At 65.9% G+C, this 17,032-nt stretch carries 12 protein-coding genes; 11 read left to right on the plus strand and 1 reads right to left on the minus strand.

The window, feature by feature from the left end; genetic code table 11:
• The first annotated feature begins 1 nt into the window (after position 1).
• The 11 genes from ACQR1F_RS26895 to ACQR1F_RS26945 all read left to right on the plus strand — a co-directional run bounded on the left by ACQR1F_RS26895 (position 2) and on the right by ACQR1F_RS26945 (position 15,778).
• Positions 2 to 1,456: an N-6 DNA methylase gene (locus ACQR1F_RS26895; RefSeq protein ID WP_434914166.1), complete on the plus strand. Its 1,455-nt coding sequence runs from the start codon at positions 2 to 4 to the stop codon at positions 1,454 to 1,456.
• Positions 1,453 to 3,165, plus strand: coding sequence for a restriction endonuclease subunit S (locus ACQR1F_RS26900; RefSeq protein ID WP_434914167.1), 1,713 nt, complete (start codon positions 1,453 to 1,455; stop codon positions 3,163 to 3,165). The genes ACQR1F_RS26895 and ACQR1F_RS26900 overlap by 4 nt, the downstream gene beginning before the upstream one ends.
• Positions 3,162 to 4,085, plus strand: a complete 924-nt coding sequence (locus tag ACQR1F_RS26905) for a DUF5655 domain-containing protein (RefSeq protein ID WP_434890096.1) — start codon at positions 3,162 to 3,164, stop codon at positions 4,083 to 4,085. Before ACQR1F_RS26900 ends, ACQR1F_RS26905 begins: the two co-directional genes overlap by 4 nt.
• Before the next feature lie 734 nt (positions 4,086 to 4,819).
• Positions 4,820 to 6,145 carry a DUF3422 domain-containing protein gene (locus tag ACQR1F_RS26910; protein ID WP_434908778.1) on the plus strand — a complete coding sequence of 442 codons (1,326 nt, stop codon included), beginning with the start codon at positions 4,820 to 4,822 and terminating at the stop codon, positions 6,143 to 6,145.
• 72 nt (positions 6,146 to 6,217) lie between these two features.
• The gene (locus ACQR1F_RS26915; RefSeq protein ID WP_434914168.1) at positions 6,218 to 6,910 is read left to right on the plus strand and encodes a DUF2848 domain-containing protein; all 693 of its coding nucleotides are present in this window, start codon (positions 6,218 to 6,220) and stop codon (positions 6,908 to 6,910) included.
• A gap of 370 nt (positions 6,911 to 7,280) precedes the next feature.
• Positions 7,281 to 8,435, plus strand: coding sequence for a glycosyltransferase (locus ACQR1F_RS26920; RefSeq protein ID WP_434914169.1), 1,155 nt, complete (start codon positions 7,281 to 7,283; stop codon positions 8,433 to 8,435).
• 26 nt (positions 8,436 to 8,461) lie between these two features.
• A complete protein-coding gene (locus ACQR1F_RS26925; RefSeq protein ID WP_434914170.1) occupies positions 8,462 to 10,732 on the plus strand; it encodes an exopolysaccharide transport family protein in 2,271 nt (756 codons plus the stop codon).
• Positions 10,729 to 11,886 carry a glycosyltransferase gene (locus tag ACQR1F_RS26930; RefSeq protein ID WP_434838878.1) on the plus strand — a complete coding sequence of 386 codons (1,158 nt, stop codon included), beginning with the start codon at positions 10,729 to 10,731 and terminating at the stop codon, positions 11,884 to 11,886. Before ACQR1F_RS26925 ends, ACQR1F_RS26930 begins: the two co-directional genes overlap by 4 nt.
• A 181-nt stretch (positions 11,887 to 12,067) precedes the next feature.
• Positions 12,068 to 13,588 carry a lipid II flippase MurJ gene (locus ACQR1F_RS26935; RefSeq protein ID WP_434838879.1) on the plus strand — a complete coding sequence of 507 codons (1,521 nt, stop codon included), beginning with the start codon at positions 12,068 to 12,070 and terminating at the stop codon, positions 13,586 to 13,588.
• On the plus strand, positions 13,585 to 14,607 hold the full coding sequence (locus tag ACQR1F_RS26940; protein ID WP_434838880.1) for a polysaccharide deacetylase family protein: 1,023 nt from the start codon (positions 13,585 to 13,587) through the stop codon (positions 14,605 to 14,607). The genes ACQR1F_RS26935 and ACQR1F_RS26940 overlap by 4 nt, the downstream gene beginning before the upstream one ends.
• Positions 14,600 to 15,778, plus strand: coding sequence for a glycosyltransferase (locus ACQR1F_RS26945; protein ID WP_434838881.1), 1,179 nt, complete (start codon positions 14,600 to 14,602; stop codon positions 15,776 to 15,778). Before ACQR1F_RS26940 ends, ACQR1F_RS26945 begins: the two co-directional genes overlap by 8 nt.
• Here the strand turns inward: ACQR1F_RS26945 and ACQR1F_RS26950 are convergent, their stop codons facing one another.
• Positions 15,779 to 16,963, minus strand: a complete 1,185-nt coding sequence (locus ACQR1F_RS26950; protein ID WP_434838882.1) for a glycosyltransferase family 4 protein — start codon at positions 16,961 to 16,963, stop codon at positions 15,779 to 15,781.
• Between the last annotated feature and the right edge of the window lie 69 nt (positions 16,964 to 17,032).

Consider the following 17,032-nt stretch of genomic DNA (forward strand, 5'->3'; position numbering starts at 1 on the left):
CATGTCCGTCCGTAACACCGTCAAGTCGATCCAGGACATCATGCGCCAGGATGCCGGCGTCGACGGCGACGCCCAGCGCATCAGCCAGCTGTGCTGGATGTTCTTCCTCAAGATCATCGATGACCAGGACCAGGAACTGGAGGTCACGCAGGACGATTACCGCTCCCCAATCCCGAAAAAGTATCAGTGGCGCTCCTGGGCGGCCGACCCCGAGGGCATCACCGGCGAGGCGCTGCTCGGCTTCATCAATGGCGAGCTGTTTCCGGCGCTCAAGGAGCTGCCGGTCTCGACCAAGCCGGGCGACCGTCGTCGCGTCGTGCGCGACGTGTTCGAGGACGCCTACAACTACATGAAGTCAGGCCAGCTGATGCGGCAGGTCGTCAACAAGATCAACGAGGTCGATTTCAACAATCTGACCGAGCGGCAGCATTTCGGCGACATCTACGAGCAGATCCTCAACGACCTGCAGTCGGCCGGTAATGCCGGCGAATACTACACGCCGCGCGCCGTCACCGCCTTCATGGTCGACCGCATCGACCCGCACCCTGGCGAGACGCTGTTCGACCCGGCCTGTGGCACCGGCGGCTTCCTGACCTGCGCCATCCGCCACATGGAGAAGAATTACGTCAAGACCACGAAGCAGCGGGATAAGATGCAGGGCGCGCTGCGCGCCGTCGAAAAGAAGCAGCTCCCGCACATGCTGTGCGTCACCAACATGCTGCTGCACGGCATCGAGGACCCGAGCTTCGTCCGCCACGACAACACGCTGGCTCGGCCGCTGATCTCCTGGAGCAAGGATGAGCGCGTCGACATCGTGCTGACCAACCCGCCGTTCGGCGGCCGCGAGGAGGACGGCATCGAGAACAATTTTCCGACCTTCCGCACCAAGGAGACCGCCGATCTGTTCCTGGCGCTGATCGTCCGCCTCCTCAAGCAGGACGGTCGTGCCGCCGTGGTGCTGCCGGACGGCACGTTGTTCGGCGAAGGCGTCAAGACACGGCTGAAGGAGCATCTGATGGAGGAGTGCAACCTGCACACCATCGTCCGGCTGCCCAACTCGGTTTTCAAGCCATATGCTTCTATCGGAACCAATCTGCTGTTCTTCGAGAAGGGCTCGCCGACGAAGGAGATTTGGTTCTACGAGCATCGCGTGCCCGAGCGACAGAAGGCGTACTCGATGACCAAGCCGATCCGGCTTGAGCACTTCCAGGGCTGCATCGACTGGTGGGGCGGTCGGGAGCGCAAGGGACGGACCGAAACGCCGCAGGCTTGGCGCGTGACGATCGATGAGGTCGAGGGGCGCGGGTACAATCTCGATATTAAGAATCCGCACACGGTGGCCGACGACCATGGCGACCCGGAAACATTGCTGGCCGATCTGCGCAAGGCCGAGGCCGAGACGGCGGCGTTGCGGGACCAGCTCAAGGCGATCCTGGCGGAGGCGCTGGAGCGATGAACGCGGAACGTCTGATGGCGCATTACGAGGAGATTGCCGAGGCGCCGGATGCGGTCGCGCGGCTGCGACGCTTTATCCTCGATCTAGCGGTAATGGGGAAGCTGGTCACGCAGAACCCTAACGATGAGCCCGCCATTGAATTGCTGAGAAGGATTGCCGCGAAACGACAACAGTTGGTTGATGCAGGAGAAGTCAAGGTTCGAAACAGTGGAGCACGCTCGCGGGATAAGACGTCGGCGTTCGCTTGTCCGACAGGCTGGACGCTTTCGAATTTGGGCGCAGTTTCGCTTAAGATCACTGATGGCGCACACAAAACGCCGACATATGTAGATAAAGGCGTGCCATTTATCAGCGTGAAAGATTTCAGCGGCGGGAGCCTCGACTTTTCAAATACCAGGTTTATTCCCAAGTCTGAGCACGAGCTCCTGTTCCAGCGGTGCGATCCGCGTCGAGGCGACATACTCATCGGGCGCATTGGAACGTTAGGCAAGGCCGTGCTGATCGACACGGACGTTGAGTTTAGCCTGTTCGTTAGTGTCGGCCTTATCCGCTTCGATCACGACAACCTGGATCCCGTTTTCTTTCGATTGCTCTTGAATTCACCATTTGTTGAGGCGGAATTTGATCGAATCAAGATAGGCGGTGGCTCTCATACGAATAAGCTAAACTTGGGTGACCTCTACACTGTTGCACTTCCTGTCCCGCCGCTTGCTGAGCAGCGCCGCATCGTTGCTAAGGTCGGCGAGTTGATGGTTCTTTGCGATCGGCTCGAGACTGCGCGGGCAACTCGGGAGGCGACGCGCGATCGACTGGCGGCAGTAAGCCTGTCCCGCCTCAGCGTGCCCAACTCGGAGACCTTCCAGTCCGATGCCCGCTTCGCGCTCGATGCGCTGACGGCGCTCACCGCGCGCCCCGACCAGATCAAGCAGCTTCGTCAGTCCATCCTCAATCTCGCCGTGCGCGGCAAGCTTGTGCCGCAGCTTGCAGGTAGGCCCATCCTCGATTTGCCGCCGTTGCCGCAGTCCTCCGTAGCTAGCAGTATGGATGCTGCGGTGTTTCGCGAGTTCAGGTCTTCATTGATCTTGCCGAATGGCTGGCAGGTCGCACCGCTGGCGCAATTAGCCGGCCGGATAGTCGACTGTCCACATACGACGCCGAACTGGACAAAAGAAGGAGTGATCTGTGTGCGAACGAGTCAATTGCGTCCAGGATCTTTGGACCTGGCGGATCCGCGCTTTGTTAGCGAGCACGAATACACAGAGCGCATCGAGCGGTTAGAGCCAAAGCCCGGCGATATCCTTTATAGCCGCGAGGGCGGTATCCTTGGAGTGGCGTGCAGGGTACCTGTGGGGATCCGTCTTTGCCTTGGGCAGCGACTTATGCTCATCCGCGCCGGAACAGCGGTGCTTCCAGAGTTTTTGGAGGTCGTGCTCAATTCGCCATTCATTACCGACATTGCGAAAGCCTGCACGACAGGTGGTGCTGCTCCTCGAGTTAACATGTCAACGGTCAGGGCCTACCCGATTCCGGTTCCGCCCCTCTCCGAGCAGGAGCAAATCATTGCTGAACTCAAGAGCCTCATGGCGCTCTGCGACCGCTTAGAGATGTGCCTTTCAAGTGAGGTCGAGACCCGGGCGCGGCTGCTTGCAGCTCTCCTCGCCGAAGCCCTGACGCCAGCAGATGATCGCGAGCTGGAGGCAGCGGAATGAGCGATATCAAGCTGTTTCGTGTCGGCTCGGGCAAGGTCGATGAGCTGGTCGGGACCACGGACACGGTCGAGAAGTCCGTCCAGACCCTGTTCGAGCGGAACCTGGAAGCTTTGCTCGGTGTCCGCTTCCTGGCCTCGGAGTTCGTCACCTCCAACGGTGGCCGCGTCGACACCCTTGGTCTGGATGAAAACGGCTGCCCGGTGATTCTCGAATACAAGCGAGCCTCTAACGAGAACGTCATCAATCAGGGCCTGTTCTATCTCGATTGGCTGATGGACCACCGCAAGGATTTCCAGTGGCTGGTCATGGAGAAGCTCGGCAAGGACCAGGCCCAGACGGTCGACTGGTCGGCGCCGCGCCTGATCTGCATCGCCGGCGACTTCAATCGCTACGACGATCACGCCGTGAAGCAGATCCAGCGCAACATCGAGCTGATCCGCTATCGTCGCTTCGGTCCCGACCTGCTGATGCTCGATCTGCTGGTTGCGACCTCGGTCAAGGCGCAGGCAACGTCCGTGTCCGGCTCCCAGGCCACGGAGCAAGGTCTGGCCGGCTCCGGCCGATACAAGACGATCAGCTCGGTGATGGAAGAGCTGGATGCCGCCATGATCGACCGCTTCGAGGCGCTGCGGGCCTACATGCTGGCGCTCGGCGACGACGTGCAGGAAACCAAGCTGCAGCTCTACATCGCGTTCAAGCGGATCAAGAACTTTGCGTGCGTGGAATTCAGGCCGACCGCCTCGAAGATTCTCATGTTCGTGAAGGTGGACCCGTCGACCGTCACGCTGGAGCCCGGCTTCACCCGGGATGTCTCGAATCTCGGCCATTTCGGCACGGGGGACCTGGAGATCACCCTGACCAAGCCGGAGGACCTTGAGCGGGCCATGCCGCTCATCAAGTTGAGCTACGAAAACTCCTGAAGAATTTGGCATTGGTCCGCCAACCGGGCTATAGCCGAAAAATTCCACTTGCTAAATTTCCGAAATCATGCTCTACTCCCCGCATCCCGTCCTCATGCAGAGGGGCGTACGCGTCGTCACGATACGTTGAGGCGGGGAGCGGTGGCCGCGGGCCTGTCAGGTGCTTTTGCGCTGGACGATTGGCAGCTCGCGGACGGTCAAGCCGTGTGGTCCTGGCGCCCCGACGCTGGCGCCAAGCCTGGATGACATGACGTGTCATCAGGCGACGGGGGCAAACAAGCCGGTCCCCGGGGAGAGCTCGGAGCAGCCGTTAAACCCATCGCGCAGGGAGGGCCGGGTCTGTCCGGCTGAACCTGTGGTTCCTGCCCCGTGCAATTTTTCCGCACGGGGGCCACGGGCCTCAGTCGAGGTCCGGCCTTCCCTGCGCCCTCGGCATTTGAAGAGGGTCTTGGTGATGATGATCCCGGGCGCGATCGCGCCGCGGGAGGTGTTGGTGTGTCTGCGTGCATCAGGGTCGACGTGCGGTGGCGCCGAGAGAGCCGCCGACGCGCCCGACATGGCCGCGGCCGTGGCGCCGTCATCGAATTGCGCTACACTGCTGTCACACGCTGCCGGCGCGTCGGCGGCCGGGCGACAATGGACGTCAGGAGGATGGACGGCATGACGGGGGTGATCAATTCAGGCGCAGCGCGATCATCTGCGTCAGGTGTCGCTCTCAACAGCGGACTCTCCCGATGACGTCGCTCGACAGGTCCGCCTTCACGCCGCATGCCTTGCGCGAGAGCGTGCTGAACGAGGTGCATGCGCGGCCGTTCACGCCGCTGACGCAGCCGGTGCTGGTGATCCGCTTCGCCTTCATGGCGAAGGGCGACAGTCCGGCGGTCGACCGCGCCAGCCTCGCCGCGTTCTGCGCGCAGCACGGTGCGCTGCCGCCGGAGCCGGGCGTCAAGCATCACCAGGTCGATCTCGGCCCGGTCAGGCTGCGCTTCGAGCAGCATTCGGAATTCGCCACCCTCACCTGGATCTGGAGCCCGCCCGCGGACTCCGGCCCGCGCCGCTTCGGCGCCATCGCGCCCGAGCTGCAGGCGCTGATCGCGGCGTTGCCGCAGGCCGGCGAGCTCTTGGTGGCGGTCAAGCTGGAGGTCGAGAACGCGGCCGATCCGGTGGCGCGCGCGGAGCAGATCTTCGACAAGAGCAGCCTCGCCATCGTGACGATCAAGGGCAGCGCCGGCGCGGTCGCCTCCGATTTCCGTCTCGACGATGACGGCTTCACCCGCATCCTGGTCTGCGCCGACGGCCCGACCCCGGAGCGCCTCGGCGCGCTGGTGCAGCGCGTGCTGGAGCTCGAGACCTACCGCACCCTGGCGCTGCTCGGCCTGCCGGCGGCGCTGGCGCTGGCGCCGGACGTCGACCGCATCGAGCGGCGGCTGGTCGAGGTGCTCGCGGAGATGCAGGGCGCGCAGTCGTTCAAGCTCAACAACCATTTGCTGCGCGAGCTGACCGAGCTCGAAGCGCTGCTGGAGCGCGGCGCCACCGGCAGCCTGTTCCGGTTCGGCGCCAGCCGCGCCTATTACGACCTGGTGCAGGCCCGCCTGGCGGTGATCGAGGGCGAGCCGGTCGCGCCGTATTCGAGCTGGTCGTCGTTCCTGGCGCGGCGCACCGCGCCGGCGATGCGCACCTGCAACGCGCTGGAGGGCCGGCAGTCGAACCTGTCGCTCAAGCTGGCGCGCGCCGCCGATCTGCTGCGCACCCGCGTCAATGTCGAGCTGGAGCAGCAGAACCGCGATCTGCTGCGCTCGATGAACGAGCGCACCAAGCTGCAGCTGCGCCTTCAGAGCACGGTCGAGGGCCTGTCGGTGGCCGCGATCGGCTATTACGTCGTCAGCCTGTTCGGCTATCTCGCCAAGGGCGCGCACGACACCGGACTGCCGGTCGAGCCGACGCTGGCCACCGCCGCCTTCGTGCCGGCCGCGATCGCGCTGATCTGGTTCACCACCCACCAGATCCGCAAGCGGCACCTCAAGGAGGATCACGAGGCGGAGAAGGCCGAGCAGGAGTGAACGGCGGGGCGGCTTGCCAGCGCGCGGCCGGACGGCTAAGCGGCGGGCTGGTCAGCAAGAGGCGATGAGACGATGAGCGGTGCAACGATCGATGTCCTGGTTCACGCGGATGGTGCGGCGACGCGGCAGCGGATCAAGCTGAGCCGCCTCGTCATCGCCGGCTGGACCGGGCGCGATCCGGTCGCCCGCGACAAGCACATCGCCGAACTGGAAGAGCTCGGCATTCCCAGGCCCGCGACGACGCCGATCTATTACGAGGCCGCGGCCAGCCGGCTGACGACGTCGGACAGCATCGAGGTCAGCGGCGGCGACTCCTCCGGCGAGGTCGAGTTCGTGCTGGTGCAGGCGGGCGGACGGCTGCTGGTCGGCGTCGGCTCCGATCATACCGACCGCAAGGTCGAGACCTACAACATCACCGTGTCCAAGCAGATGTGCGACAAGCCGGTCGCGCCCGAGCTGTGGCTGGTCGACGACGTCGCCGCGCATTGGGACCGGCTGACGCTGCGCGCGTTCGCGACCATCGACGGCGAGCGCGTGCTGTATCAGGAGGGCGCGCTGAGCGGCATGCTGGCGCCCTTCGACCTGATCGCGCGCCGTTATGGTGAGGCCGGCCTGCCCGAGGGCACCGCGATGTTCGGCGGCACCTTTGCCGCCAAGGGCGGCATCCGCCCGGCCGACCGCTTCGAGTTCGAGCTGGTCGATCCCGTGCTGAACCGCGCCATCCGCCACGGCTACGCGGTCGAGCAGCTCGCCATCGCCGGCTGATCGCGATCACGTTCGTGTGCGGCGGCAGAGGTTAACGAACGGGCCGCGGCGCGTCGTCGCGGTTTGGCTCCACCGATCACGGCGCGCGCAGGCGTTGCAATCGGCAAGGGCCTGTTAAGCAAGACCGCCTAGGGTGCCCGAGTGTGCCGAAGCGGACCAAAGTCTTGTTGCGCGTTCTGGTCCGGCACACGCCTGTCACGATCTGAGACGCGATGCGTCTTGCCGATCCTTAACTGATCCTTACTTGTTAGCAGCGGATTCGACGGGTCGGAGGAGAAGGGCGATTAACTAGAAGTTTAGGATTGGGTTTGTGCGCGTGAACGTCTCCCTTAAGGGTTTTATTAAATACCCCGGGAATTGGGAGAGTGCGATGCGCGTCGCGATCGTCCACGATTGGCTTTACGTTCTCGGCGGCGCCGAGAAGGTCCTTCAGGAGATCCTGCGCTGCTATCCCGGCGCCGACGTCTTCACGCTGTTCGACCTGTTGCGTCCCGAGGATCGCGCCAAGCTGGGATTCGAGACGTCGCGCACCAGCTTCCTGCAGAAGATGCCGCTGTTGCGGAAGTATCACCGCTCCTATCTGCCGCTGATGCCGCTCGCGATCGAGCAGCTCGACCTGTCGAGCTACGACCTGGTGATCTCCTCGAGCTGCGCGGTGGCCAAGGGCGTTCTGACCGGGCCGGAGCAGCTGCACATCGCCTATGTGCATTCGCCGATGCGCTATGCCTGGGATCTGCAGCACCAGTATCTGCAGGAGAGCGGCTACGCCACCGGCGTCAAGGGCCTGATCGCCCGCGCCTTGCTGCACAAGATGCGGATCTGGGATGCCCGCACCGCGCACGGCCCCGACGCCATCTTCACCAATTCGCAGTTCGTCGCCCGCCGCATCAAGAAGATCTACGGCCGCGACGCCAAGGTGATCTACCCGCCGGTGACGATCGCGCAGCGCGCGGCGATCCTCCCGGTCGGCAACCACTTCCTCGCCGCGAGCCGGCTGGTGCCCTACAAGCGCATCGAGCCGATCGTGCGCGCCTTCAACACCATGCCGGATCTCGAGCTGGTCGTGGCCGGCGACGGCCCGGAGGCCGCACGGCTCAAGGCGATCGCGGGGCCGAACGTGAAGTTCGCCGGCTTCGTGCCCGACAAGCAGTTGCGCGACCTCATGACCACCGCCCGCGCCTTCGTGTTCGCGGCGGAGGAGGATTTCGGCATCATTCCGGTCGAGGCGCAGTCCGAAGGCGCACCGGTGCTGGCGCTCGGCCGCGGCGGTGCGCGCGAGTCGATCCTCACCACGGGGCCGCGCCCGACGGGCATGTTCTTCGAGTCGCCCGAGCCCGAGGCGATCGCGTCTTGCGTGCGTGCGTTCGCGGCCAAGGAGAAGTCGATCTCGCGTCTCGATTGCCGCCAGCGCGCCGGCTTCTTCTCGGCCGAGCGTTTCCGCAGCCAGTTCGTCGCGGCGGTCAACGAGGAGATCGACAGTTTCCGTGCGGGACATCAGGGCCGCGCGACGCGGCTGATTGCGTAGTGTTGGATGTGGCGCGGGTGCAGATCATGAGGCAGGCGGCTCTTGGCGAGGCCTTGTCCGGCATTGACGTCGTCGCCCGGATCTGGCGCCGCCGCGGCGTGTTCGCCATCGTGGCCGGCGCCGTCCTCGCGCTCGCCGTGGCCGCACTCGTGCTGCTGCCGGTGCGCTATCTCGCCACCGCTTCGGTGATCATCGCCGAGCAGGAGCCGGGTGCCAACACCTCGGCGGCGTGGGCGCAGAAGATCGGCGATCCCGCCGACATGGAAAGCCAGCTCCTGGTGATCCGCTCGCCGCGCCTGCTGCGTCAAATCATGTCGTCGCCCGGCGTGGTCGACGCCGTGGTCGGCGAATGCGAGCGCGGCCGTCTCATGGGTTCGGCCGATGCGTGCCAGCGCCTGAAGACCGATCCGGGCGCGTTCATCGATCATGTCGACAGCCGCTTCAGCATCGCCTCGGCCGGCCGCTCGCGCGTCATCAACATCTCCTATCAGTCGAGCAGTCCCGAGGTTGCGAAGACGCTCGCCAACGCGTTGACGCAGACCTTTCTCGAGGACCAGCGCACCGAAGGCGCCAACAGCCGCGAGGTCGCGAGCTCCTGGCTCTGGAAGGAATTGAAGCAGCTCGACCAGCAACTGCGTCAGGCCGACGACAAGATCCAGAAGTTCCGCCGCACCAAGGGTCTGATGCGTGGCGCCAATGCGCCGATCTCCTCGGAGCGGCTGACCAGCATCGGCCAGCAGCTGTCGCAGGCGGAGGCCGCGCGCGCCGACGCCGCGGCGCGGCTGCAGGAGATCAAGTCGGAGCAGGAGCGCGGGCCGACCGACGCTCCGTCGGTGCTGCAGAGCCGCACCATCGCCGATCTCAAGCAGCAACTGACGACCGTGAGCGCGCAGCTCGCCAGCGCGACCGGCGTGCTCGGGCCGAAGCATCCCTCGATCCTGGCGCTGACGCGCGAGCAGGCGATCATCCAGCAGCGGCTGGTCGCAGAGATGCAGAGCATCGCGGCGAGCGCGCAGAAGACGTACGATGCCAACACCGCGCTGGTGGCCTCGCTGAAGAAGCAGATGGACGCGGCGAAGGCGGAGGCCGGCTCGGCCACGCTGGACGAGGCCTCCATCGAGAGCATGGTGCGCGACACCGAGATCAAGCGCCAGCAATATGCCGAGCTCTACAAGAAAGCGAGCGAGCTCGAGACCGAACGGCGCGTCCTGCGCGGCAGCACGCGTCTCGTCAGCCTCGCTGAGCTGCCGAGCAAGCCGTTCTTCCCGAAGAAGATCCCCTTCCTCGCCGCCGGCATGACGCTAGCGTTGATCTTCGGTATCGGCGCTGCGCTGCTCGCCGATAAGCTCGGCGCGCGCCTGATCAGCCCGCCCGTGCCCGTCGCTCCGGAAGCGCCGGCCGGGCAGGTCGAGACGCCCGCTGTCGACGAGGCTCCCGCCATCGTCCCTGAATTGGCCGAGCGTGTGACCGCACCGGAGGCGGCGAAGCCACCGGCAGCGCCCGAACGAGGGTCTCATCTCCCGAGCGTCGCCGACGTTTCGATCCTGGCTTGCCTGCCGCGCCTGAAGAGTCTGCGTGAGATGTCGGCGCTCGGCGCCATCCTGCAGGGCCATCAACCGCTGGCGATCCCGCGCGTCTTGCGCCTCGCCTCCGAGGACGCTGATTTTCAGCACACGCTGCATGAGCTCGTCCACGAACTCGGTTTGAAGCGGTCCGCCCGATCGCAGCGCATCGTCGTGACCTCTCCTGATGCAGCAGATGGCAAGACGACCACGACCTGTGCGCTGGCAGAGCACCTCGCGGCCGCAGGCCGGCGCGTGCTGGTCGTCGAGTGCGACGTCTCGCATCCCGCCTTTGCCGAGATCATGGCGCTGCCGGCAAACCCCGGATGGGTCGGCGCGCTGGAGCGCGGGACGCCGCTCCGGGACATGGTTCTGCCCACCGCGCATCCGTCGCTCGACGTGCTGCCGGTTGGTGAGGCGACCGGTCCGGTCGGCGACATTCTCGACGCGATCAGCCTCGACGGTCTCCTCGCTGGTCTCGATGGCTATGATGCCGTGATCGTCGACACACCATTGCCGTCGCAACGGAACGACTTCCTTGCCGGTACGGACTGGGCGATCGTCTGCGTTCGCAGCGACCGGTCGTTGATCGAGCCGGCGGTCGCGACGGTGAACAGGAGCAGGGCGCTCGGAGCCCGCGATGTCGGCATCGTCGTCACCATGACCGACGTCGAGCACCGCAGCGCGCCTGTGGTCCAGACCGCGCCCGTGGCAGCCTACGCCGGAGCCGGGTGATGTCGACCGAGCGTGTCCTGTTCGTCGATCATACCGGGCAGATCGGCGGCGCCGAGCTGATCCTGCTCGATGTCGTCCAGGGCCGCAGGGATTCCGCGGTGTTCCTGTTCGAGCCGGGCCCGCTCGGCAAGGCGCTGGCTGAGCGTCGCATGCCGGTCATCACGTCGCGCTGGGGCCGCGGCCTGGGGCAGTTCAGACGCGACAGTTCGTGGCTCAAGGCGCTGCCGCTGTTCGGCAGACTCGCGGCGATCACCGCGGAGCTCGCGCATGTCGCACGCAAGCATGACGTCCTCTATGCCAATTCGCAGAAGGCCTTTGTCCTGTCGGCCATCGCCAACATCGCGGCACGGCGGCCATTGATCTGGCATCTGCACGACATCATCAGCCCGGCTCATTTCGGCGTGCTGCAGCGTCGCATGCAGATCTTTCTCGCCAACCGCTTTGCGGCGAAGGTCGTCGTCCCCTCCGAAGCCGCCGCAGCCGCCTTCATCGCGGCCGGAGGTCGACGCTCTCTCGTCGAGGTCGTGCCCAATGGTCTCGCCGTCGAACCCGTGCCGGCGTCGCGCCAGGAGCTGAGGCAGCGGCTCGGCCTGCCGTCGGGACCGCTGGTGGGCGTGTTCAGCCGGCTCGCGCGGTGGAAGGGGCAGCATGTTCTGATCGAGGCGCTGGCCGAATTGCCGGACGTGCACGGTGTCATCGTTGGCGACGCATTGTTCGGCGAGCAGGACTACGCGGCTGAGCTGAGACGGCTCGTTGCCGATCTCGGCCTCGGCGACCGCGTTCATTTCCTGGGACATCGCAGCGACGTGCCGCTGCTGATGCAGGCGATGGACGCGATGGTGCATCCGTCGATCGATCCCGAGCCGTTCGGCCGCACCCTGGTCGAAGCGATGCTCGCCGGCGTGCCGGTGATTGCCACTGACGCCGGCGCTGCGCCGGACATCCTCGAACATGGCCGGGCCGGTCTGCTCGTGCCGCCAGGTGATGCGCGTGCGCTGTCCGAGGCTTTGGACGCGGTGCTGGCTGAACCCGAGATCCTCGCGCCACAGCTCGACTACGCGTCGCGCCGCGCGCGCACCCACTACAGTCTTGCACGCATGCTGGACTCGATCGGGCTTCTGATCCGCAATGTCGGCGCGGGAGCGGCGGTGTGAGCACGATCGTTGCATCTGCCCCGTCCTCCGAGCGGTGTACGGTCGATCTCGTCGCAGACTGCGATTCGCTCGGCCCGACCCTCGCCATTCTCGCGCCAGTGCTGCCGTGGCCGAAACTGCTCGAGGACGGACAAGTCCCTGCGCGGTGGATAGGGCCGCAGGCCGTATCGGAGGGGGTCGCATGAGCGCCTCCGGTCCTTCGCTCAAGCGCTTCAGTGCGCTGCTGATCAGCGGTGCGCTGGCCAGCAAGATGCTCGGCTTCGGTCGCGAGGTGCTGATGGCGCATGTGCTGGGCGCCTCGCTCGTCGCCGACGGCTTCCGCGCCGCCATGGCGGCCGTGCTCATCCCGCTCGCGTTCCTGCAGAACGAGAGCGTGCCGGCGATCATGATCCCGATGCATCGCGAGGCGCTGCAGCGGCCTGATGCCGCGCGCAGCCTCGGTGCGCTGACGATCGTCATTGCCGTCGTCTCGAGCCTGGTGACCGCGATCATCCTGCTGCTCGGTGAGCTCTGGGTGAACGCCGTCGTCGGCGGCTTCTCGGCGGAGGGGCGCGAGCTCACCTTGCACTTCGTGCGGATGATGGCGTTCGGCATGCCGGCCTCGGCGGTGCTCAACGTGCTTGCCGCCGGCGAGATCGCGCTTGGCCGCACGCGGTTGACCAATGTCCGTGCCAGCCTGCTCAACGTCGCGGTGATCGGCGGCATCGGCCTGCTGGTTCTGACCGGCGACGCCTACATGCTCGCCTGCGCCTTCACCGTTGCTTTCAATGGCCTCGCCGCCTGGGGCCTGTTGACGCTCTGGCGCGACGGCGCGCTGAGCGTCTCCGGCCTGACCGTCGGCATGGTGATCGAGAAGGGGTTCGAATTCTTCCGCCGGCTGCGGGTCCTGCTGGCGCTGCCGCTGGCCGAGCAGGGCAACGTCTGGATCGAGCGCTTCACGGCATCGCGGCTGACGACCGGCGCCGTCGCGTCGCTGGACTACGCGCGCTCGCTGACCGAGAGCGCGCTGCTGCTGATCAGCCAGCCGCTCGGCATGGCGGTGCTGTCGCAGCACGCCCCGCGCGATCCGCGCGCGCAGACCGAGGCGCTGCTGCGGCCGCTGCTCGCGCTGACCTTGCCGGCCTCGGCGTTCCTGCTGGTCTTCTCGACCGACATCGTCCGTCTGATCTATTTCCGCGGCGCGTTCGGCGACGAGGCCCTGCTGCTGACCTCGCATGCGCTCAAGGGCATCGCCTGCGGCGTCTGGGCTGCGACCCTCGGCTGGATCCTGATCCGTCTGCTCAATGGCGCGGGGCGCAACGGCGTCGCTGCGGTCATCATCGTCTCGGCCTATCTCGCCAACATGGGCTTCAACCTGCTGATGCCGCTGTTCGATCCGTCCCCGGCGGCCGGCATGCAGCTGCTCGGCGTTGGCGAAGCGATCCGTAGCCTCGTGCTGCTGTCGGGCGTGGTGTTCGTGCTCGGCGATGCGCGAAAGCTCCTGCTCGTGATCGGCCTGGCCCTGCTGCCGACCGCATTGATGGTCGTGCTCGGCCTGATGATTCAGACTTCCGTGCCAGGCCTGCTGCCGCGCCTGTTCGCCGGCGGATTGGCGTATCTGCTCTGCCTGGCCCTCGCGATCGGCATCCTGCTGCCGGCCGTGGTGGGCACGGCGCTCCGTCATGTTCGTCGTACGTTCAAGATGAAGGGAGAGCTGAGTTGACCCTGCTGGCCCTCGCTGCCGCCAAGGCGATGATGGCATCCGGTGCCTTCGTCCTTCCTGTCGCCAAGGCCGTCGATCGTGTGCTCGGCCCGCGCGGCTGCTGTTTGACGTTCCATCGCACCGCGCCGGCAGAGCAGTGGGAGCGTCTGCCCAATCGCGACTTCTACGTCGATGTCGACTTTCTCGATCGCTTCCTCAGCTATGTCCTCGACCAGGGTTGGGATGTCGTGACGATCAGTGAGGCGCTGCGCCGGACGGCAAGCGCCGAGCCGTCCGGCCGCTACGTCAACTTCTCGATCGACGACTGCTACCGCGATACGTGCGAGCTGCTGGTGCCGGTGTTCCGCAGGCACAAGGTGCCGGTGACGCTGTTCGTGACGACCGGGATTCCCGACGGCACCTTGCCGCTGTGGGCCGCTGGCCTGGAGGATGCGCTGCGGCACAGGGGCCATGTCACGGTCGACGATGAGAGGATCGCGCTGTCGAGCGACGAGCAGCGCCGCGCGGTGTTCGCGCAGGTCGCCTCGCGCTGGGATGGCCAGCAGGCCGCGGATCGTTACGCCGCGTTCTGTGCCGCCAACGCCATCGACATCGAGGTGATGCATTGGAAACATGCGATCTCCTGGGACATGCTCGAGGCGCTGGCAGCCGACCCCCTGGTCGAGATCGGAGCTCACACCGTCTCGCATGCGCGCATCTCGACGCTGTCTTCCGAAGACGCCCTGCGCGAGCTGGCCGGCGCGCGGCTGCGATTGAACGAGCGGCTCGGCATCGACGTCCGGCACTTCGCGTTTCCCTACGGGCGCGCCGCCGATTGCGGACCGCGGGACTTTGCGCTGGCGCGGCAGGCCGGATTTGCCAGTGCTGCCACCACCCGCAAGGGCCTCGTCAAAGCCGGGCAGGATGCGTTCTCGATTCCGCGCAACACCATGAATGGCGCGCATCGGACGCTGGCGGCGATGGAGCTGCATCTCACGGGCTTCAGCGGGACTGCAGCGAAGGTGATGGGCCGTGTCTAGCAGGGGACGCTTGCGGATCGTCTCGATTGCGCATCCGGCCACCAGCAGCGAGGCCGGCCGGCTGCGCTACCGCCATCTCGCGTCCCGGCCCGACGTCGAGCTGCATCTCGTGGTGCCCGAAGTGTGGAAGGAATTCGGCCGCACCATCACCGCGGCTCACTCCAACGAAGGGTTTCCCATCCATCGCCTCCCGATCCGGCTCCCCGATGCGGGTCCGATGAAATGGTACCTGCACTTCTATCCGGCGCTGCGCCGCCTTTTGCGCGAGCTCGATCCCGACGTGATTCACCTTTGGGAGGAGCCCTGGAGCATCGTCGCGCTGCAGGCGCAGATGCTGCGTGGCCGTGCGGCGCTCGTGCTCGAGGTCGACCAGAACATCCTGAAACGGCTGCCGCCACCATTCGAGGCGATCCGCAAGTTCGTCCTCGGCCGCACCGCCCACATCCTGTCACGCAGTCCCGATGCGGCTGAGGTCGTGAGGGCGTGTGGCTATACGGGTCCGGTGACGCCGATCGGCTATGGCGTCGATCTCGCGACCTTCATGCCGGCGGATGATCGATCGAATGCGACGGCCGGCTCGCCGCTGCGGCTCGGCTATGTCGGCCGGCTGGTGGTCGAGAAGGGACTCGACGATGCGCTCGAAGCGCTCGCGCGCAGCAAGTCGGCGGCGACGCTGAGCATCATGGGCGAAGGTCCGCACGAGCCGCATCTCCGCCGGCGCGTCGCCGAACTTGGCTTGGTCGGGCGCGTCACCATCCAGGGCTGGGCTGCACCCGCTGCGGTCGCAGCTTTTCTGCGCGGCCTCGACGCATTGCTGCTGCTGACGCGCACCACGGACGCGGTGCGCGAGCAGTTCGGCCGGGTGATCATCGAGGCCCAGGCCTGTGCCATCCCGGTGATCGGATCGACCTGCGGAGCGATTCCGGATGTCGTCGGCGACGGCGGCTGGATCGTGCCGGAGCGGGACCCCGGCAGCCTGTGTCGGCTCATCGATGAGCTCAGCGGCCGGCGGGCGGAGCTCGCCGTTCGCAGTGGGGCGGCCCGCGCGAACGTGCTCCGGCGCTTCACCTATGAAGCGGTCGCGGCGGCGATTGAAACGGCATGCCGTGCGGCGCATCAGTCGAGAGCCGCATCCGGCCTCGCCCGCCCACAGCGGCTGCAGACGAATTAGCTAGGCCTTCACCGGCAGCGCCATCGCTGCGTGGCCAGGCTGTCGCTTGGCGGCATCGATCTGCTTGAGCAGTTCGATGTATTGCAGTCCGATCTGGTCCCAGCCATAGGTCTGCGCGGTCGCCCGGGCGCCGTCCTGCAGCCGGCGCATCAGCGCGGGATCGGCGAAGACGGAAGCGAGCTTGGCCGCGATATCGACGGCATCGGCCGTGATGCGGAAGCCGTTGACGCCGTCGTGCAGATAATCCTCGATGCCACCGACCGGCGTTGCGAACACTGGCACTCCGCAGGCCATGGCCTCCATGCAGACCAGCGAGAAGGTCTCATAGCTCGTGGGAAGCACGAAGGCGTCGGCCGCCGAGTACAGCGCGGGCATGTCCGAGCGTGAGCCGGCGAAGATCAGTCGTTGCTGGGCGTTGCGCGTCAGCCTGCGGTAGGGCGCGGGATTGTCCGAGCCGACGACCAGCAGCCAGACGTCGTCGCCGAGCCGATCGAGCGCGCCGATCGCATGCGCCAGTCCCTTGCGGTTGAATTCGTGGCCGGCGAATAGCAGCAGGCGCGCGTTGTCCGGGATGCCGAACTCACGCCGGATCGCCTGGCCGCTGGCGGTGTCGCGCTTGAAGCGCGCGAGATCAATGCCGTTGGAGATGACGTGGATGCGGGCGGCCGGCACGCGGAAGAAGCGCTGCAGCTCCGCGGTGACGCGGGAAGACACCGCCACGAACGCCCGATACCGCAGGCCTCCGATCATGAACCGATCGCGTAGCGCGACCCACAGATGCATCGGGTTGAGCATCCAGCGCCAGCTGCCGGCGGCGCGCTTCTCGGCCAGGCTCTGCGCATTGACCGCATGCACGATCAGCACGTCGCCCTTGAGACTGTCGCCGTGGCTGACGACGACGGCGTCGGGGTGCCGCGCCAGCGCCCGTGTCGCGGCCAGGGTGAACAGCGGCACGACAATGGCGCGGCCGATGTGCCGGAACAGTCCGCGCGTCGGAATCCGCGCCAGCCACGGCGCGACGCGCTCGACTCTGATCGTGTGTTCGAGATTGTCCGCGACGGTGCTTGCGAGCACGACGTTCGATAAACCATTCCGGCCGAAAACGCGCGCCAGCTCGATAGCGACGGTTTCCACGCCGCCGGCATTGCTTATCTCTTGAACGACCTGGACGATCTCAAACGTCATGACGGACATCTAAGGGATCAGACATTGCGACTTCGTTCCAATCTGCTGGTCATTAGCACAGCCCTTTTA

This window comes from Bradyrhizobium sp. HKCCYLS3013, from assembly GCF_051167615.1.
GTDB lineage: Bacteria > Pseudomonadota > Alphaproteobacteria > Rhizobiales > Xanthobacteraceae > Bradyrhizobium.